This is a genomic window from Streptomyces sp. NPDC048185, from assembly GCF_043202495.1.
Taxonomy (GTDB): Bacteria; Actinomycetota; Actinomycetes; order Streptomycetales; family Streptomycetaceae; genus Streptomyces.
This window is the reverse complement of record NZ_JBIDAN010000002.1, coordinates 543,343-567,999: the sequence shown is the minus strand read 5'-3', so window position 1 is coordinate 567,999 and position 24,657 is coordinate 543,343. Positions and strand designations below refer to the sequence as shown.

The window sequence follows — 24,657 nt, the reverse complement described above, 5'->3', positions numbered from 1 at the left end:
TCTCGTGTCACGACTACCCGGGTCACAGCAGGCCGACGGCGGTGTCCACCGCCTGTTCCACCGTGCCCTCGGCGGGGTAGAGCAGGGAGCGGCCGACCACCATGCCCTGCACGGTGGGCAGCCTGAGCGCCTTGCGCCAGCGTGCGTAGGCGGCGGCCTGGTCCGCGGGGGAGCCGCCTATGTCACCCCCGAGCAGGACCGCGGGCAGCGTGGACGTCTCCAGCACCTCGCCCATGTCGTCCGGGTCGTGGGTGACGGGCAGCTTCAGCCAGGTGTAGGCGGAGGTGCCGCCCAGGCCCGAGGCGATGGCGACCGAACGGGTGACGGCCTCGGCGGACAGGTCGTTGCGGACCCGGCCCTCGATCCGGCGGGAGACGAACGGCTCCACGAACACGGGCAGTTCGCGTGCCGCCATGGCGTCGACCGCGCGTGCGGCGGACTCCAGGGTGGCGAGCGAGCCGCGGTCGTCGTAGTCGATGCGCAGCAGCAGCTTGCCCGCGTCGAAGCGCAGGCGGGCGAGGTCCTCGGGGCGGTGCCCGGTGAAGCGGTCGTCCATCTCGAAGGCGGCGCCCGCGAGCCCGCCGCGGTTCATGGAGCCCATGACGACCTTGTTCTCCAGCGCCCCGAGCAGCAGCAGGTCCTCCAGCACGTCGGCGGTGGCGAGCACCCCGTCGACGCCGGGCCGGGACAGCGCCGTGCACAGGCGTTCCAGCAGGTCGGACCGGTTGGCCATGGCGAGCCGCCGGTCGCCGACGCCGAGCGCGCCGCGTGCCGGGTGGTCCGCGGCCACGATCATCAGGCGCCCGGAGTCGCCGATCAGCGGACGGCGTACCCGGCGCGCCGCCGCCTCGGTGATGGCCTCCGGGTGCCGGGCTCTGACCGCCGTGAGGTCGGGGATGCTGAGGGACAAGGCAACGCTCCGTTCAGACAGTGGCTCGCGCGAGGAGGCCGTCGACCTCCGCCCCGGTGGGCATCGCGGAGGAGCAGGCGAGACGGGAGGCGACGAGGGCGCCGGCCGCGTTGGCGTACCGCATGGTGCGCTCCAGGTCCCAGCCGGACAGCAGGCCGTGGCAGAGGGAACCGCCGAACGCGTCGCCCGCACCGAGTCCGTTGACCACCTCGACCGGCACCGCGGGCACCTCGGCCGTCCGGCCGTCGCGGTGCAGGGCGAGGACGCCGTCGGGGCCCTGTTTGACGACGGCCAGGTCCACGCCGGCCGCCAGGAGCGCCTCGGCGCAGGCCCGCGGCTCGCGCACGCCCGTGGCGATCTCGCACTCGTCGAGGTTGCCGACGGCGACGGTCGCGTGCCGCAGCGCCTCGGCGTAGTACGGACGGGCCCGGTCGGGGTCGGCCCAGAACATCGGCCGCCAGTCCAGGTCGAAGACCGTGGTCCCGGCGCCGGCCCCGGCGCGGTGGGCGAGGGCGCCCAGAGTCGCCGTACGGCTCGGTTCCTCGCTCAGCCCGGTGCCGGTGACCCAGAAGATGCGGGCCGCGCGGATCGCGTCGAGGTCCAGCTCCTGGGGGCGGATCTCCAGGTCGGGCGCCTTCGGCCGCCGGTAGAAGTACAGCGGGAAGTCGTCCGGCGGGAACAGCTCGCAGAAGGTGACGGGCGTCGGGTACGCGGCGACCGGCGTGACCCAGCGGTCGTCGACGCCGAACTCCGCGAGGGCCCGGTGCAGATAGGCGCCGAACGGATCGTCGCCCGTGCGGGTGATGACGGCTGCGGCACGGCCCAGGCGGGCGGCGGCGACCGCCACGTTCGCGGCGGAACCGCCGAGGAACTTGCCGAAGGTCTCGACGTCCGCGAGGGATACACCCGTCTGCAGGGGATAGAGATCCACTCCGATGCGGCCCATCGTGATCAGATCGAAATGCCGGACTGACTCGGCCATGTGCGACGCTCCTCGGGCTGGGCGGGGGGCTGCCGCCTCCCAGGTGTATGACCGCGGGACGAGCCTGTCAAGACTTTGTACTGACATTCGGACCAGCGCGTGAAATAATGTCTTGACAAAGTATTGACAGCGGGCCCCTCAAGGACTTGTATCCGGTCCCAGCGCAACAGCCGTTCTTCTCCCGTCCGACACACGGCTCCCCGTCGCACAGTGAGGTGCAGGAAAGATGGTCCGCTCTTCGCACGCCCGCTCCCGCAGATTCGCCCCGGCCGTGGCCCTCGCCGCGGCGGCGGCGCTGGCCCTCGCCGGCTGCTCCAGCAGCTCCGGGGGCAAGAAGGCCGACGAGGAGGGGGACTCCGGTGCCTCCGCGGGCAAGGCGAACACGCCCCGCATGACGGTCGCCCTGGTCACCCATCAGGCACCCGGCGACACCTTCTGGGACATCGTCCGCAAGGGAGCCGAGGCGGCCGCCGCCAAGGACAACATCAAGCTCGTCTACTCCGCCGACCCCAACGCGGGCAACCAGGCCAGCCTGGTGCAGAACGCGATCGACCAGAAGGTCGACGGCATCGCGGTCACCCTCGCCAAGCCGGACGCCCTCCGCGGTGTTCTCGCCAAGGCGGAGCAGGCCGGCATACCCGTCGTCGGCCTCAACTCCGGCCTCGCCGACTGGAAGAAGCTCGGCCTGATGGAGTTCTTCGGGCAGGACGAGAGCGTGGCGGGCGAGGCGTTCGGCAAGAAGCTGAACGAGGTCGGCGCGAAGAAGGCGGTCTGCGTCGTCCACGAACAGGGCAACGTCGGCCTGACCCAGCGCTGCGACGGCGTGAAGAAGACCTTCGAGGGCGCGGTCGAGAACCTCTACGTCAACGGCACCGACATGCCGTCCGTGAAGTCGACGATCACCGCGAAGCTGAAGCAGGACGGCGCCATCGACCACGTCGTCACGCTCGGCGCCCCGTTCGCCATGACCGCGACGCAGTCGGTCGAGGAGACCGGCAGCAAGGCGAAGGTCGCCACCTTCGACCTCAACAAGGAACTCACCGGTGCCATCGAGAAGGGCACCATCGAGTTCGCCGTCGACCAGCAGCCCTATCTCCAGGGCTACCTGGCGGTCGACGGCCTGTGGCTCTACGAGAACAACGGCAACTACAGCGGCGGCGGTGAGCAGCCGGTGCTGACCGGCCCGGCCTTCGTCGACAAGTCCAACGTCACGTCCGTCGCCGGCTTCGCCTCGAAGGGCACCCGGTGATGAGCACGACCCCGCAGGCCGGACCGGCGGTGTCCGCACCGCCGGCCCCCGGCCCCGGACCGGGCGACGGGCGGGCGCGGCGGCGCCCCCTGGCGCTGCGGCTGCTCGCCCGGCCCGAGGTCGGAGTCCTCCTCGGCGCCGTCGCCGTGTACGTCTTCTTCCTGATCGCCGCGCCCTCGGTCCGCGACGGCAGCTCCATGGCGACGGTCCTCTACCAGTCGTCCACCATCGGCATCATGGCGCTGCCGGTCGCCCTGCTGATGATCGGCGGCGAGTTCGACCTGTCCGCCGGTGTCGCCGTGGTCGGCTCGGCGCTCACCGCGAGCATGCTCAGCTACCAGCTGACCGTGAACGTCTGGATGGGCGTGATCGTCGCCCTCGTGGTCTCCCTGGGCGTCGGCGCGTTCAACGGCTGGGTGCTCGTCAGGACCGGACTGCCGAGCTTCCTCGTCACCCTCGGCACCTTCCTCATCCTCCAGGGCGTCAACCTCGCCGTCACCAAGCTGGTCACCGGCAACGTCGCCACCGACGACATCAGCGACATGGACGGCTTCGGCCAGGCCGAGGCGCTCTTCGCCTCGTCGTTCGACGTCGGTGGCGTCCAGGTCAAGATCACCGTCGTGTGGTGGCTGGTCTTCGCCGCGCTGGCCACCTGGGTGCTGCTGCGCACCAAGTACGGCAACTGGGTCTTCGCGGTCGGCGGCAACAAGGAGTCCGCCCGTGCGGTCGGCGTCCCCGTCACCTTCACCAAGATCACGCTGTTCATGCTGGTCGGCTTCGGTGCCTGGTTCGTCGGCATGCACCAGCTGTTCTCCTTCAACACCGTCCAGTCCGGCGAGGGCGTCGGCCAGGAGCTGATCTACATCGCCGCGGCCGTCATCGGCGGCTGCCTGCTCACCGGCGGCTACGGCTCGGCCATCGGTCCGGTCTTCGGCGCCTTCATGTTCGGCATGGTGAACCAGGGCATCGTCTACGCCGGATGGAACCCCGACTGGTTCAAGGCGTTCCTCGGCGTGATGCTGCTCGGTGCCGTCCTCATCAATCTGTGGGTCCGCCGCGCGGCGGCCCGGAGGTGATCGGAAATGACCAGGAAGACCACCGGCACCCGCGCCGCCGCCCCGGCGGACACCGCCCCCGGGGACGCCGGCCGGCCGCTCGTCGAACTGCGCGGCGCCGGCAAGTCCTACGGCAGCGTCCGCGCCCTGCACGGGGTCGACCTCGCCGTCCACCCCGGCCGGGTGACCTGCGTGCTGGGCGACAACGGCGCCGGCAAGTCCACCCTCATCAAGATCATCTCCGGGCTGCACCGGCACACCGAGGGCGACCTCCTCGTCGACGGCGAACCGGTGCGCTTCACCACCCCCCGTGACGCCCTCGCCCGGGGCATCGCCACCGTCTACCAGGACCTCGCCACCGTGCCGCTGATGCCGGTGTGGCGGAACTTCTTCCTCGGCTCCGAGATGACCAAGGGCCCCTGGCCCGTGCGCCGCCTCGACATCGCCCGCATGAAGAAGACCGCGGACGAGGAACTGCGGGCCATGGGCATCGTCCTGGACGACCTCGAACAGCCCGTCGGCACCCTCTCCGGCGGCCAGCGCCAGTGCGTCGCCATCGCCCGCGCCGTCCACTTCGGCGCCCGCGTCCTCATCCTCGACGAGCCCACCGCCGCCCTCGGCGTCAAGCAGTCCGGCGTCGTCCTCAAGTACATCGCCGCCGCCCGCGAACGCGGCCTCGGCGTCATCTTCATCACCCACAACCCCCACCACGCCTACCTGGTCGGCGACCACTTCAGCGTGCTGCGCCTGGGCACCCTGGAACTCAGCGCCGCCCGCACCGCGATCACCGTCCAGGAACTCACCGACCACATGGCGGGCGGCGCCGAACTCGCCGCGCTCAAGCACGAACTGGCGCAGGCCGACGGGGCCGGCACGGCGGTGCTCCCGGGGGCGGAACCGGTGGTTCCCGCGTCCCGCGCCGCCGCGTCGCAGGAGGTCGCGCCCGACACCGCCGAAGGGAAGGCCTGACATGCCCGCTGCCCTGGACCGCATCCGCGTCGGCTCGGCCCCCGACTCCTGGGGCGTCTGGTTCCCCGACGACCCGCGGCAGGTGCCCTGGCAACGCTTCCTGGACGAGGTCACCGAGGCCGGCTACGAGTGGATCGAGCTGGGCCCCTACGGCTACCTGCCCACGGACCCGGCGCGGCTCGCCGACGAGGTGGCCCGGCGCGGCCTCCGCGTCTCCGCCGGCACCATCTTCTGCGGTCTGCACCGCGGTCCCTCCGAGTGGGACGCCACCTGGGAGCAGGTCGGCCGCGTCGCCGCCCTCGCCCGGGCCGTGGACGCCACCCACCTCGTCGTCATCCCGTCCTTCTGGCGCGACGACAGGACCGCCGAGATCCTGGAGCCGCCGGAGCTCACCGCCGAACAGTGGACGAACCTGGCCGAGGGCATGGAGCGCCTCGGTCACCGGGTCAGGGAGACCTACGGCCTGGACGTCGTCGTCCACCCGCACGCGGACACCCACATCGACACCGAGGAGCACGTCGAGCGCTTCCTCGACTCCACCGATCCCGACCTGGTCGGCCTCTGCCTGGACACCGGCCACTACGCCTACTGCGGCGGCGACAGCGTCAAGCTGATCGAGACCTACGGCGAGCGCATCGGCTACCTCCACCTCAAGCAGGTCGACCCGGAGATCCTCGCCGGCGTGCGCGCGAACGGCGTGCCGTTCGGGCCGGCCGTCCAGCGCGGGGTGATGTGCGAACCGCCGTCCGGCGTCCCCGAACTGGGCCCGGTGCTCACGGCGGCCCAGCGGCTGGGCGTGGACCTGTTCGCGATCGTGGAGCAGGACATGTACCCCTGCGCACCGGACGAGCCGCTGCCCATCGCGGTCCGCACCCGCAGGTTCCTGCGCTCCTGCGGCGTCTGACGGCCCGCGCCCCCTCCCGTTCGGCGAGCCGTTGTCAGTGCCAGGCGCTAGCGTGCGAAGCACTGACCGTTCGTCCCGTTCCGGGAGGTTCTCATGTCCTCGCGCCTCAATCCGTATCTCAGCTTCGACGGCGACGCCCGCCAGGCGATGGAGTTCTACGAGCGGGTCTTCGGCGGGACCCTCGCGCTGAACACCTTCGGTGCGTTCGGTGACGCCGACGCCCCGGAGGCCGACAAGATCATGCACGGCATGCTGGAGACGCCGAGCGGCTTCACCCTGATGGGCGCCGACACGCCCCCCGGCATGGCGTACAGCCCCGGGAACACGTTCTCGGTCAGCCTCAGCGGCGACGACGAGGCCGAGCTGCGCGGCTACTGGGAGAAGCTCTCCGACGGCGGCACCGTCGCCGTGCCGCTGGAGAAGCAGATGTGGGGCGACGTCTTCGGCATGTGCACGGACCGGTTCGGTGTCCCCTGGATGGTCAACATCACCGAGCGCCAGGGCTGACCGGCACCGGGCGGCCGGTCCGCCCGGTGCCGGGGGTCTCAGACCTGCCGTACCTCCGCGATCGTCACGGGGCGGTGCTCGCGCAGCGACAGCGTGCACGCCTCGGCGATCCAGCCCGCCTCCAGCGCGTCCCCGATCGTGCAGGGGGAGGGGCGCGCACCCGCGACGACCTCGGTGAAGGCGGTGAGTTCCGCGCGGTAGGCCGCGGCGAAGCGGTCCATGAAGAAGTCGTGCGGGACACCGGCCGGGAAGGTCGCCCCGGGCTCGACCGAGCGCAGCGGCAGCTTGTCGTCCAGGCCGACGGCGATGGAGTCCGCGGAGCCGTGGAGCTCCATGCGGACGTCATGCCCGCGTGCGTTGTGGCGGCTGTTGGAGACCACCGCGATCGTGCCGTCGTCCAGGGTGAGGACCGCGCCCGTCGTGTCGGCGTCGCCCGCCTCCCGGATGTGGCCGGCGCCCCGGTTGCCGCCGACGGCGTACACCTCGCTCACCTCACGGCCCGTCACCCAGCGGATGATGTCGAAGTCGTGCACGGAGCAGTCCCGGAAGATGCCCCCGGAGGCGGCGACGTAAGCGGCAGGCGGCGGTGCCGGGTCGAGCGTGGTCGACCGCACGGTGTGCAGCGTGCCCAGCTCGCCGCTGCGCACCGCCGCCCGTGCCGCGGCGAACCCGGCGTCGAAGCGACGGTTGAAGCCGATCTGGACCGGCACGCCCCGGCCGGCCACGGCCTTAAGGACCTCGACGCCCTCCCCGATGGTGCGGGCGACGGGCTTCTCGCAGAAGACGGGCACTCCGGCCTCGACGGCGGCCAGGATCAGGCCCGGGTGGGCGTCGGTCGCGGCGGCGATCACCACCCCGTCCACCCCGGCGGTCAGCACGGCGGCGGGCGAGGGTGCCACCTCGGCGCCGAACCGCTCGGCGGCGGCCCGCGCGGCGTCCGCGAGCGGGTCGGCGAGGACGAGCGAGCCGACGGCGTCGAGTCCGGAGAGGGTCTCGGCGTGGAAGGCGCCGATGCGGCCGAGGCCGAGGATTCCGATGCGCATGGGTTCCGCTGCTCCTTGGGTCCGGTGTGCCGCGACCGATGCCCGGCGGGCCGCCGGACACGGGAACACGACTCCGTGGGCGAAGGTGCCGGGGGCACCCTCCTCGTTCCACCCGCCCACGACACCGCGGGCGTGTGACGTACGGCCGCGCCCCGGGTGTGTGACCCGGTCCCGTGCGCCGCCGCTCCTACCGTCGGGGGCATGTGGAAATCGACTCCGGCCGGCGGTCCCGAGCGGGTGGTGGCTCTGGCCGACGGCGTCTTCGCGATCGCCATCACCCTGCTCGTCCTCGACTTCTCCGTGCCCCGCGGCCTGGACTCCGCGGCCTTCCGCGGTGAACTGCGCGACCTCGTACCCAATCTGGGGGCGTACGGGCTCAGCCTGCTCGTGCTCGGACTCTTCTGGCGCGACCACCGCCGGATCTTCCGTTTCGTCGAACGGGTCGACGGCCAGGTGATCACACTGTCCCTGCTCGGTCTGGGAGTCGCGGCACTCGTGCCCTTCCCCACCACCCTCCTGTCCGAGTACGGCCGTGAGCCGGCCTCCGTCGCCATCTACGCGGCGGCCGTCGCCGCACTGGGCGCCACCCACCTGGCCCTGGTCGCCCTGCTGGCCCACCGGCCCTGGCTGCGCGGCGAGGCGGTCCCCGAGGAGGGGTTCCTGCTGTACGGACTGGACATCGCGGCCTCGGTGGCGGTGTTCTCGCTGAGCATCCCGCTCGCGCTGGCGGTCGGCCCGGCGGCCATGTGGGGGTGGCTCGTCCTGGTGCCGGTCAAGAGCCTGCTCGGCCGGTGGGCGAGAGGGCCGCGTCGTGCCCACGCCGTCACCCGGAGATCCCGGGGGTGACCCACGCCCCGCTCTCGGCCGACCGCGCCATCGCGTCCACCGCGGCCGCGCTGTGCACGGCGTCGGTCAGGGTGGCGCCGTACGGCACGCCCTCCGCGATCGAGCGCAGGAAGCGGTGGGCCTCCACCACCTTCAGGTCGTCGAAGCCCATGGCGTTCGCCGCGCCCGGCTGGAAGGCGGCGAACTCGCCGTCCCCGGGACCGACGTGGACCGTGCTGACCGGCTGGTCCTGGTACGCCGTGCCCCGGCTGACGCCGAGCTCGTTCATGCGGCGGAAGTCCCAGAAGACCGCGCCCCGCGTGCCGTGCACCTCGAAGCCGTAGTCGTTCTGCGCGGCGACCGAGACCCGGCAGGCCTCCAGTACGCCGCGGGCCCCGGAGGCGAAGCGGAGCAGGCAGCCGACGTAGTCCTCGTTCTCCACCGGTCCGGGTTCGCCGCCCGCGGCCCGTGCGTGACCGGCCGTGGCGGCGGTGGGACGGGCCCGCTCGGGCAGGAAGACCGCCGTGTCGGCGGTCAGGGACACGATGTCGCCGAGCAGGAACCGGGCCAGGTCGGCGCCGTGCGAGGCCAGGTCGCCCAGCACCCCGCTGGCGCCGCGCTCCCGCTCGTAGCGCCAGGTCAGCGCCCCCTCGGGGTGGGCCGCGTAGTCACTGAGCAGCCGGATGCGGGCGTGCGTGACGGAGCCGATCTCCCCGGAGGCGATCAGCTCGCGGGCGGTCTCGACGGCGGGCGCGTTGCGGTAGTTGAAGCCGACGGCGCCCTGGACGCCGGCCTCGGCCACGGCGTCCGCCACCGCGCGGGTGTCCCCGGCGGTGAGGCCGACCGGCTTCTCGATCCAGATGTGCTTGCCGGCCTCGGCCATCGCCACGCCGATCTCCCGGTGCAGGAAGTTCGGCGCGGTGATGCTGACCGCCCGGACGCGCGGGTCGGCGGCCACCTCGCGCCAGTCGCGGGTGGCCGAGGCGAAGCCATACTGCGCGGCGGCCTCCTCGGCCCTGCCCGGCACCTCCTCGGCGACCGCGATCAGCTCCGGCCGCAGGGGCAGCCGCGGATAGTGGTGCCGGACACGGGCGTACGCCTGGGTGTGCACCCGGCCCATCCAGCCGAACCCGACGACGGCGACACCGAGCGCATCCACCATGAGAGCCCCTCGAGGACCGGTCCGTGATCTGTCCAAGGCCACCCTGTGCGGACGCTCCGCATCATGTCAACCGTTTGACAGGACAAATGGTCGTCGGTCGCGTCGCGGTCGCGTCGCGGTCGCGTCCCGGGCGCGGACCGTGTGCCGTCCGGCCGCCCTATCCGAGGTTGACGGCGTAGACCTTGCGCAGCGTCTCGTGCACGGTCCACGTCGTCCGGTCGCCCTCGCGCAGGACGGCCAGGTCGCCCGGCCCGACCTGCAGCGTGGGGCCGCCCTCCACCTCGATGGTGGCGGAGCCGCTGAGCACGACGAACACCTCGTCGGCCTCGGTGTCGGTGACGACCCCGGGCGTGATCTGCCAGACGCCGCGCGCCTGACGGCCGTCCGCCGACTCCCAGACCACCTTGCCGGTGACCTCGGGGCTGCCGGACACGATCTGCTCGGGGGACAGGGGCTCGGGTTCGAGCTCGGCGTCGGGGACGTGGACAACGAAGCTGTGGGTCATGCGCCGACGCTAGCCGGGGCGGAGGGGGCCGCGGGGGCGACAGGGTGTGCCGTATCCGGAGGTGCGTGCGGACACTTCGTCGGGCCGTTCGCCGACCCCGGAACCGCACTCCGGCGGCCGAGTCACCTCGAACAAAATTGTTGACAATCTTGTTTGGCTAGATTTAGGTTCGACAGGCACTCACTCAGGGAGGGCAACCATGCCGAACCAAGCCCGTCCGGGCACCGGGGAGCAGGCCAAGCAGCTTGCGCTCGGGCAGTTGCGGCAGGCGATCCTGCGCGGCGAGATGGCACCGGCGCAGCGGCTGGTGGAGAACGAACTCGCCGAGCAGTTCGGCGTGACCCGGGCCAGCATCCGGGCCGCGCTGATCGATCTGGAAGCGCAGGGGCTCGTGGAGCGGATCCGCAACCGGGGTTCCCGGGTGCGGGTGGTGACCGTGGAGGAAGCGGTCGCCATCACCGAGTGCCGCCTGGTCCTCGAAGGGCTCTGCGCGGCGAAGGCGGCAGCCGCCGTCAGCGACGCGCAGGTGACCCGGCTCAAGGACCTGGGCACGGCGATGCGCAAGGCCGTGGCCGGCGGGGAACCGCTGACCTACTCGGACCTCAACCACGAACTCCACGCCAGGATCCGGGAGTTCTCCGGTCAGCTGACGGCCGTGGAGCTGCTGGAGCGTCTCAACGCGCAACTGGTGCGCCATCGCTTCCAGTTGGCGCTGCGTCCGGGGCGTCCGCAGCAATCCCTGAATGAGCATCTGGCCATGATCGAGGCGATCGAGGCCAGGGATCCGCAGGCGGCCGAGGCGGCCGTCCGCGCCCACCTCACCAGCGTGATCGAGGCGCTGCGCGACTGACACACGCACCGAGGCGGGCGTCACCTGTCCACCAAGGAGATTGCACCCATGACGCACGGCAACGCGCCCGCCGCCACCCCACGGTCGACACTCGTCGTCACCGCGCACGCCGGGGACTTCGTGTGGCGGGCGGGCGGCGCCATCGCCCTGGCCGCCTCGCGCGGGGAGAAGGTCACCATCGCGTGCCTGACCTTCGGCGAGCGCGGCGAGTCCGCCAAGGCCTGGCGGGAAGGCAGGAAGCTGGAGGAGATCAAGGCGATCCGCCGGGAGGAGGCCGAGAAGGCCGCCGCCACGCTCGGCGCCGAGGTCCGCTTCTTCGACGCCGGGGACTACCCGCTGCTCGTCACGCCCGAGCTGACCGACCGGCTCGTCGAGGTCTACCGCGCCACCCAGCCCGACGTCGTGCTCACCCACCCGGTCGAGGACCCGTACAACGGCGACCACCCGGCCGCCAACCGCATGGCCCTGGAGGCCCGCGTCCTCGCCCAGGCCATCGGCTACCCCGGCGAGGGCGAGATCATCGGCGCCCCGCCCGTCTTCTACTTCGAGCCGCACCAGCCCGAGATGAGCGGCTTCAGGCCCGAGGTCCTCCTCGACATCACCGAGGTGTGGGAGACCAAGCGCAGGGCCATGGAGTGCCTCGGTGCCCAGCAGCACCTGTGGGACTACTACACCGACCTGGCCGTGCGCCGGGGCGTCCAGCTCAAGCGCAACGCCGGCCCCAACCTGGGCCTGGCGCACAAGACCATGGCCGAGGCGTACATGCGCCCGTACCCGCAGATCGCGCAGGAGCTGGCATGAGCGGCGTCGTCGTCACCAACCCGCCCAAGGCCGCCGCCGAGGACGTCGCGGCGCTCGCCGGGTACGGCGTGGCCACCGTCAGCGAGGCGCTGGGCCGCACCGGCCTGCTCGGGCCGGGCATCCGCCCGGTCCAGCAGGGCGTACGGATCGCGGGCACCGCGGTCACCGTGCTCTCCTGGCCCGGCGACAACCTGATGATCCACGCCGCCGTCGAGCAGTGCGGCGAGGGCGACGTCCTGGTCGTCACCACCACCTCGCCGTCCACCGACGGCATGTTCGGCGAGCTGTTCGCCACCGCGCTGCAGCAGCGCGGGGTCCGCGGACTGATCATCAACGCGGGCATCCGCGACACCCAGGAGCTGCGGGAGATGGGCTTCGCCGCCTGGTCCCGGGCCGTGTGCGCGCAGGGCACGGTGAAGGCCACCGGCGGTTCGGTCAACGTGCCGGTCGCCGTGGACGGCCAGGTGATCCGGCCCGGTGACGTGATCGTCGCCGACGACGACGGCGTGGTGGTCGTACCGCGCGAGCTGGCCCGGCGGACCGCCGAGGCGTCCGAGGCCCGCGAGAAGAAGGAGGCCGCCACCCGCGCCGCCTTCATCGACGGCCAACTCGGCCTCGACCGCTACGGGTTGCGCGAGAAACTGGAGCAACTCGGCGTCACCTACCGGTCGTACGACGAGTACACCGCCGGGGAACAGGCGTGACCGGTCCCGAGGAGGTGCGCTGCACGCTGATGCGCGGCGGCACCTCCAAGGGTGCCTACTTCCTGGCCGGGGACCTGCCCGCGGACCCCGGGGCCCGCGACGGCCTGCTGCTGCGGATCATGGGCAGCCCCGACCGGCGCCAGATCGACGGCCTGGGCGGCGGCCACCCGCTGACCAGCAAGGTCGCCGTGGTCTCCCGCTCGGACGATCCCGCGGCCGACGTCGACTACCTGTTCCTCCAGGTCGCCGTCGACCGGCCCGAGGTCACCGACCGGCAGAACTGCGGCAACATCCTCGCCGGGGTGGGCCCGTTCGCCGTCGAGCGCGGGCTGGTGCCCGCCGGCGACGCCGAGACCTCCGTACGCATCCGCATGCTCAACACCGGGGAACTCGCCGTCGTCACCTTCCCCACGCCGGGCGGGCGCGTCGACTACGCCGGGGACACCGGGATCTCGGGCGTGCCGGGCACCGCGGCCGCGGTCGTCGTCGAGTTCCCGCAGGGCGGCGGCCCGCTCCTGCCCACCGGCCACGTCCGGGACGTCGTCGCCGGCGTCGAGGTGACCTGCGTCGACAACGGCATGCCGGTCGTCCTGATCCCCGCCGGCGCGCTCGGGGTCACCGGGTACGAGGAGCCCGGGGACCTGGAGGAGGACGTCGCCCTCGCCGACCGGCTGAGGGAGATCCGGCTGGAGGCCGGCCGGTTGATGGGCCTCGGCGACGTCGAGGGCGCCACGGTGCCGAAGCTGACCCTGCTGGCACCGCCCCGGGAGGGCGGCGCGGTCACCACCCGCACCTTCATCCCCGTCCGCTGCCACACCTCCATCGGCGTCCTCGGCGCCGCGAGCGTGGCCGCGGGGATCCGCCTCCCCGGCGGAGTGGGGGAGGGCATCGCGCAACAGCCCGGGACGGGCGACCGCGTCCGCGTCGAGCACCCCACCGGATTCCTCGACGTCGAGACCGACGTGGACCCGGGAACCGGTGACACACCACCGGTGGTCCGCCGTACCGCCGTCGTGCGCACCGCACGGAAGATCTTCGACGGGACCGTCTTCCCGCGGTCCGCCGAGACGGCACCGATACCCGCACAACCCTCTGGAGACCACCATGACTCCGCCGCTCGGTGACATCGCCCATGTCGGTCACGCCCAGCTGTTCACCCCCGACCTGGACGCGAGCGTCGCCTTCTTCACCGACTACCTCGGTCTGACGGTCAACGGCCAGGACGGCGACACCGTCTACCTGCGCACCTTCGACGACTACGAGCACCACAGCCTGGTGCTCACCGCCCGTGCGACGCCCGGCCTCGGCCGGCTCGCCCTGCGCGCCTCCGGCGAGGACGCCCTCCAGCGCCGGGTGACGGCCCTGGAGCAGGCGGGACGCGGCGGGAAGTGGGTCGAGGACGAACCCGGCATCGGCAGGCTGTACCTCACCACCGACCCCGACGGTCACGAGCACGCCCTGTACTGGGAGAGCGAGCACTACCGGGCCCCCGAGGAGCTGAAGCCCGCGCTGAAGAACCAGCCCCAGGCCAAACCCAACCAGGGCGTTGGCGTACGCCGCCTGGACCACGTCAACTTCCTCGCCCAGGACGTGCTCGCCAACGCCGAGTTCCAGGAACAGCTCCTCGGCGCCCGGCCCACCGAGCAGATCCGGCTCGACTCCGGGAGGATCGCCGCCCGCTGGCTGACCTTCACCGACAAGTCCTACGACGTCGTCTACACCGAGGACTGGACCGGCTCCAACGGGCGCCTGCACCACATCGCCTTCGCGGCCGACAGCCGTGAGGACATCCTGCGCGCCGCCGACCTCGCCATCGACACCGGCGTGTTCATCGAGACGGGCCCGCACAAGCACGCCATCCAGCAGACGTTCTTCCTGTACGTCTACGAGCCGGGCGGCAACCGCATCGAGCTGTGCAACCCGCTCACCCGCCTGGTCCTGGCGCCGGACTGGCCGCTGATCACCTGGACCGAGGAGGAGCGGAAGAAGGGCCAGGCCTGGGGTCTGAAGACCATCGAGTCGTTCCACACCCACGGCACTCCGCCGGTCGCCTGACCGAGGCCGCACACCCCGGGGGCGGGTCCGCGCACGCCTGTGCGCGGCCCGCCCCCAAATTGTTGCTGAGATTGTCAACAAAAGCGTTGACACTCGGTGAACGCGGTCCTTAGCGTCGCCCCATCACCCCGTCCCCTCCAGGCACCGCCTCCTGGACGAGAGGAAACAACGATGTCCTCCTCCCCCGCGCTGTCCGCCCGCGGCAGCAGACTGGCCCTGCTGGTCGTCGGCCTCTGCTGGCTCGCCGTGCTGTTCGACGGTCTGGACATGTTCATCTACGGCTCGGTGCTGCCCCACATGCTCCAGGAGAAGGCCCTCGGCATCACCTCGGGCCAGGCCGGCGACCTCGGCAGCTACGCCACCTTCGGCATGCTGGTCGGCGCGCTGGCCGCGGGGACGGTCGCCGACCGCATCGGCCGCAAGAAGCTCATGGTCTCCTGCGTCACGCTCTTCTCGCTGGCCTCCGGCATCTGCGCCGTCTCCGGCAGCGTGGCCGTCTTCGGTCTGGGCCGCACCCTGGCCGGCGTCGGCCTCGGCGGCCTGCTGCCGACCGCGATCAGCATGGTCTCCGACTACGCCCCGCGCGGTCGCGCGGCCCTCACCATCGGCCTGCTGATGACCGCCCACCACGCCGGCGGCATCCTCTCCGCCTACGTCGCGCTGTGGATCGTCGAGCCGCTCGGCTGGCGCGCCGCGTTCTGGGTCTGCGTGGTCCCGCTGCTCTTCGTCCCGGTCCTCGCGCGACTCCTGCCCGAGTCGCTGAGCTTCCTGGTCGCCAAGGGCCGCACCGAGGAGGCCCGCACGCTGGCCGGCCGCTACGACGTCGAGCTCCCCGCCGCCACCGGCCGGGCCACCGGCGCCGCCTGGGCCAACCTGGCCAACCTCTTCCGCGGCGGCGAGTGGATCCAGACCCTGCTGTACTGGCTGGCCTCCTTCGGCGGACTCCTGCTCGTCTACGGCGTCGCCACCTGGCTGCCCACCCTGATGCGCAGCGAGGGCTACGAACTCGGCTCCGCACTGACCTTCGTCGTGCTGTTCAACCTCGGCGGCATCGTGGGCATGCTGGTCGCCGGCCGTGCCTCGGACCGCTTCGGCGCCCCGCGCATCTCCGCGATCTGGTTCGCGCTGACCGCCGGCGGTGTCTTCCTGCTCAGCGTCCACATGCCGCTGGCGCTGACCTTCGTGGTCGTCTTCCTCACCGGCGTCTTCCTTAACAGCGCCCAGACCATGATCTACGCGACCGTCTCGATCGGCTCCACGCCCGCCAACCGCGCCACCGCGGTCGGCTGGACGTCCGGCATGGGCCGCTTCGGCGCCGTCTTCGGCCCCTGGCTCGGCGGCCAGTTGCTCGCCGCGGACCAGGGCGACTGGGGCTTCACCGCGTTCGCGCTCGCCGGCGTCTCGTCCATGGTCTTCATCGGCATCGCGGCCCTGCGCACGAGGCGGCCCGCCGCCGGCGCCACGGAGCAGAACCTCGCCCCCGCGCACTGACCGCATCCCCGGCAGGGTGACGCGCGCCGGCCACCGCGAGGGCGCGGCGGCCGGCGCCGGCGCACGAACCGGTGGCCGTCCGGAACCGGGCAGGACCACGGACGGTAGCGTGCCGATCATGGTGGAGTGGGAACTTCGGCCCGCGTCGGCGTCGAACGTGGAAGCCGTCGCCGAGTTGCGGGCCGTGGTGCTGCGGGCCGACCTGGAGCGGCTCGGCCGGTACGACGAACGACGGGTGCGGCAGAGGCTGAGGGACGGATTCGACCGGGCGCACACCTGGGTGATCCAGGTGGAGGGCGCGTTCGCCGGCTGCGTGGCCCTGCGGCCGGCCGAGGACGCCCGGTGGCTGGAGCACTTCTACCTCGACCCGCGCCTGCAGGGCGCGGGCGTCGGCTCGGCCGTGCTCCGCGCGCTGCTGGCGCGCTGCGACCGCAGCGGTGATCCCGTCCGCCTGAATGTGCTGCGGGGCAGCGCGGCCCGACGGCTGTACGAGCGGCACGGGTTCACCGTCGAGACCGAGGACGCCGTGGACGTCTTCATGGTGCGCGAGCCGGTCCGGACCTGACCGGTGTCCGACCCGCGCCGTCCGGGGCGCGCCGGAGAACCCCGCCCGGCCGGCCGAAGGTCACCGCCCCCGGCGCGACAGCCAGGCGGCGGTCAGGGAGCCGGAGACGTTGTGCCAGACGGAGAAGACCGCGGCCGGAAGCGCCGCCAGCGGGCTGAAGTGCGCGGTGGCCAGTGAGGCCGCGAGACCGGAGTTCTGCATGCCGACCTCGAACGCCATGGCGCGGCTTCCCGGTTCGCCGAGCCGGCCGAGGCGTCCCGCGCCGTAGCCGAGCGCCAGGCCGAGGCCGTTGTGCAGCACGACGGCGAGGAACACCATCCCGGCCGCCGACTTGATGGCGTCGGCGCTGCCCGCGACGACCACGGCCACGATCACCGAGATCGTCAGCGCGGACAGCCACGGCAGCGCGGGCAGCGCCCGCTGCACGTACCGCCCCGCCACGAGCCGTACGACGACGCCCGCGAGGATCGGCAGCAGCACCGTCTTGAGGATGTCCGTGACCATGGAACCGGCGTCGACCGGGAGGTACTCACCGGCCAGCAGCAGCGTCAGCGGCGGAGTGACCAGCGGGGCGACGAGCGTGGAGACGGTGGCGACGGAGACCGAGAGGGCCACGTCCCCCCGGGCCAGATAGGTCACCACGTTCGAGGCGGTGCCGCTGGGCGCGCAGCCGACCAGGATCACGCCCGCGGCCAGCTGCGGCGAGAGGTCGAGCAGGTGGGCGATCGCCCAGCCGAGACCCGGCATGATGACGTAGTGCGCGACCAGCCCGAGGGCCACCGCCCAGGGGCGCCTGGCGACCCCGCGGAAGTCCTGGGGGGTCATGGTGACGCCCATGCAGAACATCACCACGCCCAGCAGGTACGGCACCGCCTCGCCCCACCCGGTGAAGCTTCCCGGCAGCAGGAGGCCGAGAGCGCCGGCCGCGAGGACGAGGAGGGGGAAGACGGTGACGGCGCGGCGCGCGGAGCGGTCGCCGGTGACGTCGTGATCGCTGAGGTGGGGGGTTCGCTCGGTCTGCACCGTGCGAGGAAACGCCCGGTGAGGGGCGGGACGCAAAGCCGTCTCGCGATGTGATCATCGGGACGGCTCACGTCGGTGACCGGTTCAGTCCCGGCCCATCCGGTCCTCGTCCGACAGGTGCTCCACCGTCCTGCCGGTCTCCGTGAACGTCCGCGTCACATGACCCGAGGAGTACACCCACAGGATCCGCAGGGGAGTGTCGCCGACGTTGCGGAAGAGATGGGGGACGGGGGAGGGGATGTACGTGGTGTCGTACCGCTCCAGCTTCGTCACCTCACCGTCGACCCACACCTCCGCCTCGCCGTCGAGGACCGTCACGTGCTCGTCGCAGTTGTGCGAGTGCATCGGAGCCCCGGAGCCCACCGGATACACGCTCATGCCGCTGGTGATGAGGTTCTCCCCGCCCGCCGACGGCGTCGTGATCAGCGGCGTCGTCACGACCGCACCGCCCCGGTCGAGCAGGGACACGGACGCGGCCTTGATGATCGTGGTCATCCGGGAGTTCCTCTCCGATTCGACGTGTTGCGTCGAACGACGTTAGGTCGCCGTGTCCCGAAACGGTGCCCTCTGGCATGCAGTTTTACGTTGCACTCCGAGAGGGGTGAGCATCTTCCGCCCGGCTGTACCGTCACCTGTCACCGCAGGGCTCCCGACCCGTTGCGGCAACGCGCCGGAAAGAAAAGGCAGGTATCGGCCAGATGAGGCTCCCCGTTCTCACCGAAGAGGAAATGGACCAGCGGCAGCAGGAGCTGGCCGCCCGTATCGCCGGCCGCCGCGGCGCGGTCCGCGGCCCCTTCCGGGTGTGGCTGCACAGCGCGGAGATGTGCGAACGGGCCGAGTCCCTCGGCGCGTTCGCCCGCTTCGACTGCAGCCTGCCGAAGCACCTGCGCGAGCTCACGCTGCTGATGGCCGCCCGCAACTGGGACGCGCAGTACTCGTGGAACGCCCACGTGCACCAGGCGATCGAGGCCGGGATTCCGGAGGCCGCCGTCAAGGCCATCGCCGAGAAGCGCGAGGCGGCCTTCGACAACGAGGCCGACCAGGCGTTCTACCAGTTCTGCAGGGAGATCCTGGAGGAGCACTTCGTCTCGGACGAAACCTTCGCCGCCGCCCTGGAGCACTTCGGGTCCAAGGGCCTGGTCGACACCATCGGCGCGCTCGGCAACTTCACCATGCTCGGCATGTGCCTGAACACCTTCCAGGTGGACCTGCAGGCCGGCAAGGAGCCCCCCTTCCCGGACATCCGCGGCTACGGCCGCGTCGCGCCCGACACCGACGGGGCACGACCGTGAGCAGCCTGACGGACCCGGGTGCCGAGGGAGGTACGGCGGTGAGCTCCAGGACCGCGACGGCGACGCCCGAGGCCGTGGTCCGCGTACGCGGCGTCACCAAGAGCTTCGGCGGCGCGGCCGCCCTGAAAGGCGTCGACCTCGACCTGTATCCCGGCGAGGTCCACGCCCTGATGGGCATGAACGGCGCCGGCAAGTCCACGCTGGTGCAGGTCCTGTGCGGCGTCCATCAGCCCGACGGCGGAAGCATCGAGGTCGGCGGGACGCAGCACCCCGGGCTGACCGTGCGCAAGGCCCGCAGGCTCGGCATCTCCTCGGTACCGCAGCGCCGCGAACTGGCCATGGGCCTCACCGTCGCCGAGAACGTCATGCTGGGCGACCTCCCGACCCGGGGCGGCGCCGTGAACTGGCAAGCGGTCCGCTCCGAGGCCCACGCCGCGCTGACCGGGCTCGGCATCGACATCGACGTCGACCGGGTGGCCGGCTCGCTCACCGTCGCCGAGCAGACCATGGTCGAGGTCGCGCGGGAGGTCCGCCGGGGCGGCAAGGTGCTCATCCTCGACGAGCCCACGGCCTGTCTGAGCGCCAAGGACGCCGGCCAGGTCCGCGCCCTGGTGCGCACGCTGCGGGACGAGGGCGTCGCCGTCGTCTACATCTCGCACTACATCGACGAGGTCATGTCCATCGCCGACCGGGTCACGGTCCTGCGCGACGGCACCCTGGTGCGCAGCGCGCGGGCGACGGAGATGGACCCCGCCTCCCTGGTGCGCAACATGGTCGGCCGGGACGTCGTCTCCACCCGCCCCGAACGGCCCGCCCCCAAGAGCGACCACGGGCTCGTCGTCCGCGGACTGAGCCAGGGCCGCGCCATCCGCGACTTCACCGTCGAGGTGCGCAAGGGCGAGATCGTCGCCGTGCTCGGACCGGCCGGTGACGCGCAGTCCCGGCTGTTCGACCTGTTGTCGGGGCGGCGGCGTCCCGACGCCGGCGAGGTCCACGTCGACGGCCGGCGCGTGCCCTCCGGGCGCATCACCGCCTCCCTGGCCAGCGGCCTGCGCTGCGTGACCGGGGATCGCCGCTCGCTCGGTCTCGTCCAGGGCATGACCGTGGACGAGAACCTGATGCTGGCGGGCGACCGTTTCGCCCGGCGCCGGCTGCACCGCACAGCCCACCTCGCCCGCCGCGCCGCCCCTGTGCGCGACACGTACGGCGTCGTCGCCCTCAGCGGCAACCCGCCCGTCGGCTCGCTGTCCGGCGGCAACCAGCAGAAGGTCCTGCTCGGCAAATGGCTGGAGACCGAGCCGGTCGCCTGCTTCCTCGAGGACCCGACCAACGGCGTGGACGTCGCCGCCATGGCCGACATCCACACCCTGGTCGACGGCCTCGCCGCACGAGGCGTGGCCGTCCTGCTGGCCTCCTCGTCCGCCGAGGAGGTCATGCGTCTGGCCGACCGGGTCGTCGTCGTGAGCGCCGGCCGCACGGTCGCCGAACACGACATCGAAGCCATCACCCGCGACGAGCTCGTCGCGACCGCACTCGGAGGTCAACCGCAGTGAGTCTCAAGACCCCCTCCGCCTCTCCGGACGTCGCGGCCGGCCCGCCCGAGCGCACCGGCGCCTCCCGGCTGGGGTCCCGGAAACTGCTGAACGTCCCGCACGGCGGACTGATCCTCGTACTGATCCTGGTCTGCGTGTTCACCGCCGTGCAGGCGGACACGTTCACCACCTCGCAGAACCTGCTCAACGTGCTGCGCCAGGTCAGCGTGAACGCCGTCATCGCAGCCGGACTGACTCTGCTGATGACCGCCGGCGGCATGGACTTCTCCATGGGCAGCAACGCGGCCGTCACCCTGTGCGTGGGCGCGCAGCTCGTCGACAGCGGCTGGTCCACGCCCGCCGTGGTGGTCATCTGCCTCGCACTGGCCACCCTGATCGGCCTGGTCAACGGCCTGGTGGTGACATACACGCGGGTCGCCCCGTTCGTCGCCACGCTCGCCTCGGCCATGCTTCTCGACGGCGTCGCGCTGCTCGTCCTCGACGGCATGAGCGTCACCATCGGCGACAGGATGTCGTCGCTCGGCAACGACGAGATCGTCGGCGTGCCGTATCTGACGGTCGTCGCGGTGCTGATCCTCGCGCTGATCGGGGTCACCATGCGCTTCACCACCTTCGGCCGCGACGCCTTCGCCATGGGTGGCAACGAGCACGTCGCCCGGCTCAGCGGCATCAACGTGAACGGCCGCAAACTCGCCCTGTACGCGCTCGCCGGCGTGCTGGCGGGCCTGGCCGGCCTGATGCTGCTCTCCCGGCTGGGGGCCGCCGCCCCCAACACGGCGGGCCTGCAGACCCAGTTGACGGCCGTCGCCGCCGTGGTCATCGGCGGCACGTCCCTGGCCGGCGGCCACGGCACCATCGTCGGCACGGTCTTCGGAGTCGTCCTGCTGGGCGTGGTCGGCAACGCCCTGAACCTGCTCCAGGTCGACAGCAACTACCAGCTCGTCGTCACCGGCGGCGTGCTGCTGGTCGCGGCGGTCATCAACGAGTTCCAGCGCAAGTCCTCACCAGGTCGTTAGCGGAAACTGCGCGGAAGCGAACGTCCGTTGTCCTTGCGCACCCCCCTCTCGGCGCGTCCCCCACGCAAACACCTTCTCTTCGACGATGCAGGAAAGGCCCGACCCATGAAGCCCATTGCCCGCTCCCGTGACCGCGCCGCCGCAGCCTCCCTGACCGGCGTCGCAGCCCTGGTCCTCGCCGGATGCGGATCGGGAGGCGACAGCGGGGGCGCCTCCGACGGCTCCGTCTCCCTCGGGTTCGTCAACGGCTCCAACACCCACTTCCACACCTGTCTGCTCAAGGCGGTCGAGCAGGAGGCCGAGGCGCAGGACGCCAAGGTGTACTCGGCCAACTCCAAGCAGGACGCCGGCACTGAACTGTCCAACATCGAGGACATGATCGCCCGCAATGTGGACGCCCTGATCGTCCAGACGGTCAACGTGGACGCCCTCGAGGGTGACATGGCCAAGGCGAAGAGCGCGGGCATCCCGATCTACCTCACCTCCGTGTCCACCTCCGACATGTCCGACGTGCTCGGCGCAGCGGTGGTCGACCTGAAGAAGGTCGGCGCTCTGGACGCCGGGTGGATCGGCCAGGACGCCGCCGGCAAGGACGTGACGGTCGGCGTGGTCGCCGGAGCCCCGGGCGCCGCCTCCGACCTGCTGGTGGGCGGCTTCAAGGACGCGCTGCCGAAGAACGCGAAGGTGGTCGCCAACCAGCCCGGTATGTTCAACCCGGCCAAGGCGCAGGACGTCGCGGAGAACATGATCCAGGCCCACCCCGACCTTGACTACGCCTTCGTCGCCAACGAGGAGATGGCCTTCGCCGTCCGCAAGGCGTTCGACGCGGCCGGCGCCAAGGACGTCAAGATCGTTTCCGTGAACGGCACGGAGGAGGGTGTCGCCGCGGTCAAGGACGGCCGCCTCGCGGCCACCGTCGCCAACTCGGCGATGACCATCGGCCGGACCGCCGTGAAGAGCACTGTCGGGCTGCTCGACAAGAAAGAGGGTGTTGACAAGATCTCCGACATTCCTCTTGTCTTGGTCACGAAGGACAACCTGAGCGAGGCTCCCCAGTACTGCCCGAAGTAGGGCCCCCACCGGGAACCGGCGCCCGCCTCACCCGTGTCTGAGCCGCACATACCGCCGTACCGCCGACCCGGCCCCGCACCGCCACTGCGGGACGGGCCCGCGTCCCGCGGCGGGCCCTTGCTCTCCGCACCCGACGCCGGTCGGGCGGGGAGCGGCCTCCGGAGGAAGAACATGGACCGCCTGCTCCTCATGCACAGCTTCGTCACCGTCGCCCAGGTCGGCAGCTTCAGCGGGGCCGCCAAGAAACTGGGGTCGTCGGGTTCCCTGGTGTCCCGGCACGTCGCCGAGCTGGAACGCCAGATCGGCGTCCGCCTGGTGAACCGCACCGCCCGCTCGGTGAGCCTGACCGAACCCGGCCAGCGGTACGCGGACTTCGCCGCCCGCATCCTGGACGAGATCGAGGCCGAGGACGCCGGCATCGCCCAGCTCCACGACCGCGCCGAAGGCACGCTCAGCGTCATCTGCCCCAAGTGGATAGGCAGCCTCGACCTCGGCGACGCCATCGCCGCCTTCTCCGCGGCCCATCCCAGAATTCACATCCGTTTCGAACTGGGCGGAATGTCGGACCGCACCTACGACTTCCTGGACAGCGGTTTCGACGTCGCCTTCCACACGCGCGATCTGCGCGACTCCAGCGTCCGCCTGAAGAAGATCTCCTCCCTCCCGTTCGTCCTGTGCGCGTCGGAGGAGTACGTCAAGACGCACGGCGCGCTCTCCCACCCCAACGACCTCGCCGCCCACGACTGCCTGGTCCACGTCAACGACCCGGTGTGGCGGATCGGCCACGGGCACGCCAGCACCCTGCACAAGATCCGCAACATCGCCTTCTCCTCGAACTCCTACATCGCCCTGCAGAAGGCGGCCGTGCACGGCCGCGGCATCGCCCTGCTGCCCCAGCGGCCGGCCTACGACGACCTCGTCTCCGGCGCCCTCCAGGTGCTGCTCCCCGAACTGGCGGTACCGGACCGCCCGCTGTTCGCGATCTACGGCCCCGGGCAGGACACCCCGCGCAAGGTCAGCGTGTTCCTGGAATTCCTCGCCGCGTGGTTCTCCGAGAATCCCATTCCCGCCGTGCGCACCTGAACGCGGCCCGGCCGCGCAAGAAACGATTGCGAACCCGGGGGACCTCGGCCCATTGAGGCCCCCGCGCCCGCAAACCTACGCTCACCAGGCGAGACGGAAACGAGGAATGCATGGGAATCCAGAGAATCGAATCGGTCACCTACAGCGTGGACGACCTCGGTGAATGCGTCCGTTTCTTCGAGGACTTCGGGCTGTTCCCGGTCGAGCGGACCGACGAGCACGCGGTGTTCGAGACCCTCACCGGACAGACCCTCCACCTCGACACCGACCCCGGCCGGCTGCTGCCGCCCCCCGTGGAGAGCGGCCCCACCCTGCGGGAGGTCGTCTGGGGCGTCGACACCCGGGAGGAGCTGGCCCGCCTGGCGGCCGCGGTCGACCGGGACCACGAGGTCCGTGCGAGCGCCGACGGAGTCCACCACACGGTCGACCGCAGCGGCTTCGGGGTGGGTCTCACCCTCGCCCGGCCGAAGAAGGTGACCGTCGAACCCCGCCGTGCCAACACGCTGGGCAGCGTGGCCCGCTGGAACGAGGCCCTGGAACCGATCACCCGCGCCCACCCGCTGCGCATGTGCCACGTCGCCCTCAACATCGCCAAGGAGGGCAAGGACGAGGCCGTCGCCTTCTACACCGGTCTCCTGGGCTTCCGCCCCACCGACGTGGTCGAGCCCATGGGCGTCTTCCTGCAGGCCCCCGGCGACGACGACCAGCACACTATGCTGCTCTGCCACCGCCCCGACCGGGCCGGCGTCAACCACGTCGCCTACGAGGTCCCCGGCTTCGACGACGTGATCGAGGGCGGCAACTTCATGATCGAGCGGGGCTGGCGCGAGGCCCGCAGGCTGGGCCGGCACACCATCGGCTCCAACGTCTTCCGCTTCCTGCACGCCCCCTGCGGCGGCCGGGTCGAGTACGCGGCAGACATGGACCGGGTCGACGACACCTACGAGACCCGCGTGCACGAGACCACCCCGCCCCACCACATCTGGGCCCTGCGCACCAACCGCGACCAGGACGCCCCCGCTTCCTGACTCCCGAACCACCA

At 71.6% G+C, this 24,657-nt stretch carries 26 protein-coding genes; 19 read left to right on the top strand and 7 right to left on the bottom strand.

Annotation, left to right across the window (positions count from 1 at the left end):
- Window positions 1-22: 22 nt before the first annotated feature.
- Together ACGF3H_RS08525 and iolC are read right to left on the bottom strand one after the other, a co-directional pair.
- Window positions 23-910, bottom strand: coding sequence for a deoxyribose-phosphate aldolase (locus tag ACGF3H_RS08525; RefSeq protein WP_362494493.1), 888 nt, complete (start codon window positions 908-910; stop codon window positions 23-25).
- Window positions 911-923: 13 nt separating this feature from the next.
- Complete coding sequence (gene iolC, locus ACGF3H_RS08520) at window positions 924-1,892, bottom strand: 5-dehydro-2-deoxygluconokinase (protein WP_362494491.1); 969 nt, start codon at window positions 1,890-1,892, stop codon at window positions 924-926.
- A gap of 226 nt (window positions 1,893-2,118) precedes the next feature.
- Here iolC and ACGF3H_RS08515 point away from each other — a divergent pair, with 226 nt between their 5' ends.
- From ACGF3H_RS08515 to ACGF3H_RS08495, 5 genes are all read left to right on the top strand, one after another.
- Window positions 2,119-3,141, top strand: coding sequence for a sugar ABC transporter substrate-binding protein (locus tag ACGF3H_RS08515; RefSeq protein WP_362494488.1), 1,023 nt, complete (start codon window positions 2,119-2,121; stop codon window positions 3,139-3,141).
- Window positions 3,141-4,217: an ABC transporter permease gene (locus tag ACGF3H_RS08510; RefSeq protein ID WP_362494485.1), complete on the top strand. Its 1,077-nt coding sequence runs from the start codon at window positions 3,141-3,143 to the stop codon at window positions 4,215-4,217. Before ACGF3H_RS08515 ends, ACGF3H_RS08510 begins: the two co-directional genes overlap by 1 nt.
- A gap of 6 nt (window positions 4,218-4,223) precedes the next feature.
- Entirely contained in the window at window positions 4,224-5,165 is a 942-nt protein-coding gene (locus ACGF3H_RS08505) for an ATP-binding cassette domain-containing protein (protein ID WP_362494482.1), read from the top strand.
- 1 nt (window position 5,166) lies between these two features.
- Window positions 5,167-6,069, top strand: a complete 903-nt coding sequence (locus tag ACGF3H_RS08500; protein ID WP_362494480.1) for a sugar phosphate isomerase/epimerase — start codon at window positions 5,167-5,169, stop codon at window positions 6,067-6,069.
- Between the two features lie 93 nt (window positions 6,070-6,162).
- Window positions 6,163-6,576 (top strand): VOC family protein, encoded by a 414-nt coding sequence (locus ACGF3H_RS08495; protein WP_362494478.1) that lies wholly within the window; start codon window positions 6,163-6,165, stop codon window positions 6,574-6,576.
- 38 nt (window positions 6,577-6,614) lie between these two features.
- Here the strand turns inward: ACGF3H_RS08495 and ACGF3H_RS08490 are convergent, their stop codons facing one another.
- Window positions 6,615-7,619, bottom strand: coding sequence for a Gfo/Idh/MocA family oxidoreductase (locus ACGF3H_RS08490; RefSeq protein ID WP_362494475.1), 1,005 nt, complete (start codon window positions 7,617-7,619; stop codon window positions 6,615-6,617).
- Between the two features lie 201 nt (window positions 7,620-7,820).
- Between ACGF3H_RS08490 and ACGF3H_RS08485 the strand changes: the two genes are divergently transcribed.
- Window positions 7,821-8,465: a TMEM175 family protein gene (locus ACGF3H_RS08485; protein ID WP_362494472.1), complete on the top strand. Its 645-nt coding sequence runs from the start codon at window positions 7,821-7,823 to the stop codon at window positions 8,463-8,465.
- On the opposite strand, the gene ACGF3H_RS08480 is transcribed toward ACGF3H_RS08485, so the two are convergent.
- Together ACGF3H_RS08480 and ACGF3H_RS08475 are read right to left on the bottom strand one after the other, a co-directional pair.
- Window positions 8,443-9,606 carry a Gfo/Idh/MocA family oxidoreductase gene (locus ACGF3H_RS08480; protein WP_362494470.1) on the bottom strand — a complete coding sequence of 388 codons (1,164 nt, stop codon included), beginning with the start codon at window positions 9,604-9,606 and terminating at the stop codon, window positions 8,443-8,445. The two genes, ACGF3H_RS08485 and ACGF3H_RS08480, sit on opposite strands and share 23 nt — an antisense overlap.
- A 157-nt stretch (window positions 9,607-9,763) precedes the next feature.
- On the bottom strand, window positions 9,764-10,111 hold the full coding sequence (locus ACGF3H_RS08475) for a cupin domain-containing protein (RefSeq protein ID WP_362494467.1): 348 nt from the start codon (window positions 10,109-10,111) through the stop codon (window positions 9,764-9,766).
- A 199-nt stretch (window positions 10,112-10,310) separates the two neighbouring features.
- On the opposite strand from ACGF3H_RS08475, the gene ACGF3H_RS08470 reads away from it, so the two are divergent.
- The 7 genes from ACGF3H_RS08470 (at window position 10,311) to ACGF3H_RS08440 (ending at window position 16,577) form a co-directional block, all read left to right on the top strand.
- Window positions 10,311-10,961: a GntR family transcriptional regulator gene (locus tag ACGF3H_RS08470; RefSeq protein WP_362494464.1), complete on the top strand. Its 651-nt coding sequence runs from the start codon at window positions 10,311-10,313 to the stop codon at window positions 10,959-10,961.
- 48 nt (window positions 10,962-11,009) lie between these two features.
- On the top strand, window positions 11,010-11,762 hold the full coding sequence (locus ACGF3H_RS08465) for a PIG-L deacetylase family protein (RefSeq protein ID WP_362494461.1): 753 nt from the start codon (window positions 11,010-11,012) through the stop codon (window positions 11,760-11,762).
- Window positions 11,759-12,466, top strand: a complete 708-nt coding sequence (locus tag ACGF3H_RS08460; protein ID WP_362494459.1) for a 4-carboxy-4-hydroxy-2-oxoadipate aldolase/oxaloacetate decarboxylase — start codon at window positions 11,759-11,761, stop codon at window positions 12,464-12,466. The genes ACGF3H_RS08465 and ACGF3H_RS08460 overlap by 4 nt, the downstream gene beginning before the upstream one ends.
- Window positions 12,463-13,590 carry a 4-oxalomesaconate tautomerase gene (locus ACGF3H_RS08455; RefSeq protein ID WP_362494456.1) on the top strand — a complete coding sequence of 376 codons (1,128 nt, stop codon included), beginning with the start codon at window positions 12,463-12,465 and terminating at the stop codon, window positions 13,588-13,590. Before ACGF3H_RS08460 ends, ACGF3H_RS08455 begins: the two co-directional genes overlap by 4 nt.
- Window positions 13,571-14,521, top strand: a complete 951-nt coding sequence (locus tag ACGF3H_RS08450; RefSeq protein WP_362494454.1) for a catechol 2,3-dioxygenase — start codon at window positions 13,571-13,573, stop codon at window positions 14,519-14,521. Before ACGF3H_RS08455 ends, ACGF3H_RS08450 begins: the two co-directional genes overlap by 20 nt.
- Before the next feature lie 171 nt (window positions 14,522-14,692).
- The gene (locus tag ACGF3H_RS08445; protein WP_362494451.1) at window positions 14,693-16,012 is read left to right on the top strand and encodes an aromatic acid/H+ symport family MFS transporter; all 1,320 of its coding nucleotides are present in this window, start codon (window positions 14,693-14,695) and stop codon (window positions 16,010-16,012) included.
- Between the two features lie 118 nt (window positions 16,013-16,130).
- The gene (locus tag ACGF3H_RS08440; RefSeq protein ID WP_362494449.1) at window positions 16,131-16,577 is read left to right on the top strand and encodes a GNAT family N-acetyltransferase; all 447 of its coding nucleotides are present in this window, start codon (window positions 16,131-16,133) and stop codon (window positions 16,575-16,577) included.
- A 60-nt stretch (window positions 16,578-16,637) separates the two neighbouring features.
- On the opposite strand, the gene ACGF3H_RS08435 is transcribed toward ACGF3H_RS08440, so the two are convergent.
- A complete protein-coding gene (locus tag ACGF3H_RS08435) occupies window positions 16,638-17,600 on the bottom strand; it encodes a bile acid:sodium symporter family protein (protein ID WP_362494446.1) in 963 nt (320 codons plus the stop codon).
- A gap of 84 nt (window positions 17,601-17,684) precedes the next feature.
- A complete protein-coding gene (locus ACGF3H_RS08430; protein ID WP_362494443.1) occupies window positions 17,685-18,095 on the bottom strand; it encodes a cupin domain-containing protein in 411 nt (136 codons plus the stop codon).
- Window positions 18,096-18,328: 233 nt separating this feature from the next.
- Between ACGF3H_RS08430 and ACGF3H_RS08425 the strand changes: the two genes are divergently transcribed.
- The 6 genes from ACGF3H_RS08425 to ACGF3H_RS08400 all read left to right on the top strand — a co-directional run bounded on the left by ACGF3H_RS08425 (window position 18,329) and on the right by ACGF3H_RS08400 (window position 24,643).
- Complete coding sequence (locus ACGF3H_RS08425) at window positions 18,329-18,892, top strand: carboxymuconolactone decarboxylase family protein (RefSeq protein WP_362494641.1); 564 nt, start codon at window positions 18,329-18,331, stop codon at window positions 18,890-18,892.
- Between the two features lie 38 nt (window positions 18,893-18,930).
- A complete protein-coding gene (locus ACGF3H_RS08420; protein ID WP_362494440.1) occupies window positions 18,931-20,445 on the top strand; it encodes a sugar ABC transporter ATP-binding protein in 1,515 nt (504 codons plus the stop codon).
- Complete coding sequence (locus ACGF3H_RS08415) at window positions 20,442-21,461, top strand: ABC transporter permease (RefSeq protein ID WP_362494438.1); 1,020 nt, start codon at window positions 20,442-20,444, stop codon at window positions 21,459-21,461. Before ACGF3H_RS08420 ends, ACGF3H_RS08415 begins: the two co-directional genes overlap by 4 nt.
- 105 nt (window positions 21,462-21,566) lie before the next feature.
- Window positions 21,567-22,532, top strand: coding sequence for a sugar ABC transporter substrate-binding protein (locus ACGF3H_RS08410; protein ID WP_362494435.1), 966 nt, complete (start codon window positions 21,567-21,569; stop codon window positions 22,530-22,532).
- 171 nt (window positions 22,533-22,703) lie between these two features.
- Window positions 22,704-23,615: a LysR family transcriptional regulator gene (locus ACGF3H_RS08405; protein WP_362494432.1), complete on the top strand. Its 912-nt coding sequence runs from the start codon at window positions 22,704-22,706 to the stop codon at window positions 23,613-23,615.
- Window positions 23,616-23,725: 110 nt separating this feature from the next.
- Entirely contained in the window at window positions 23,726-24,643 is a 918-nt protein-coding gene (locus ACGF3H_RS08400; RefSeq protein WP_362494429.1) for a VOC family protein, read from the top strand.
- Window positions 24,644-24,657 lie beyond the last annotated feature (14 nt).

Coding starts and splice junctions, on each gene's coding strand:
- iolC (WP_362494491.1), bottom strand. CDS start 1,892: ATGGCCGAGTCAGTCCGGCATTTCGATCTGATCACGATGGGCCGCATC.
- ACGF3H_RS08515 (WP_362494488.1), top strand. CDS start 2,119: ATGGTCCGCTCTTCGCACGCCCGCTCCCGCAGATTCGCCCCGGCCGTG.
- ACGF3H_RS08510 (WP_362494485.1), top strand. CDS start 3,141: ATGAGCACGACCCCGCAGGCCGGACCGGCGGTGTCCGCACCGCCGGCC.
- ACGF3H_RS08505 (WP_362494482.1), top strand. CDS start 4,224: ATGACCAGGAAGACCACCGGCACCCGCGCCGCCGCCCCGGCGGACACC.
- ACGF3H_RS08500 (WP_362494480.1), top strand. CDS start 5,167: ATGCCCGCTGCCCTGGACCGCATCCGCGTCGGCTCGGCCCCCGACTCC.
- ACGF3H_RS08495 (WP_362494478.1), top strand. CDS start 6,163: ATGTCCTCGCGCCTCAATCCGTATCTCAGCTTCGACGGCGACGCCCGC.
- ACGF3H_RS08490 (WP_362494475.1), bottom strand. CDS start 7,619: ATGCGCATCGGAATCCTCGGCCTCGGCCGCATCGGCGCCTTCCACGCC.
- ACGF3H_RS08485 (WP_362494472.1), top strand. CDS start 7,821: ATGTGGAAATCGACTCCGGCCGGCGGTCCCGAGCGGGTGGTGGCTCTG.
- ACGF3H_RS08480 (WP_362494470.1), bottom strand. CDS start 9,606: ATGGTGGATGCGCTCGGTGTCGCCGTCGTCGGGTTCGGCTGGATGGGC.
- ACGF3H_RS08475 (WP_362494467.1), bottom strand. CDS start 10,111: ATGACCCACAGCTTCGTTGTCCACGTCCCCGACGCCGAGCTCGAACCC.
- ACGF3H_RS08470 (WP_362494464.1), top strand. CDS start 10,311: ATGCCGAACCAAGCCCGTCCGGGCACCGGGGAGCAGGCCAAGCAGCTT.
- ACGF3H_RS08465 (WP_362494461.1), top strand. CDS start 11,010: ATGACGCACGGCAACGCGCCCGCCGCCACCCCACGGTCGACACTCGTC.
- ACGF3H_RS08460 (WP_362494459.1), top strand. CDS start 11,759: ATGAGCGGCGTCGTCGTCACCAACCCGCCCAAGGCCGCCGCCGAGGAC.
- ACGF3H_RS08450 (WP_362494454.1), top strand. CDS start 13,571: ATGACTCCGCCGCTCGGTGACATCGCCCATGTCGGTCACGCCCAGCTG.
- ACGF3H_RS08445 (WP_362494451.1), top strand. CDS start 14,693: ATGTCCTCCTCCCCCGCGCTGTCCGCCCGCGGCAGCAGACTGGCCCTG.
- ACGF3H_RS08440 (WP_362494449.1), top strand. CDS start 16,131: ATGGTGGAGTGGGAACTTCGGCCCGCGTCGGCGTCGAACGTGGAAGCC.
- ACGF3H_RS08430 (WP_362494443.1), bottom strand. CDS start 18,095: ATGACCACGATCATCAAGGCCGCGTCCGTGTCCCTGCTCGACCGGGGC.
- ACGF3H_RS08425 (WP_362494641.1), top strand. CDS start 18,329: ATGGACCAGCGGCAGCAGGAGCTGGCCGCCCGTATCGCCGGCCGCCGC.
- ACGF3H_RS08410 (WP_362494435.1), top strand. CDS start 21,567: ATGAAGCCCATTGCCCGCTCCCGTGACCGCGCCGCCGCAGCCTCCCTG.
- ACGF3H_RS08405 (WP_362494432.1), top strand. CDS start 22,704: ATGGACCGCCTGCTCCTCATGCACAGCTTCGTCACCGTCGCCCAGGTC.
- ACGF3H_RS08400 (WP_362494429.1), top strand. CDS start 23,726: ATGGGAATCCAGAGAATCGAATCGGTCACCTACAGCGTGGACGACCTC.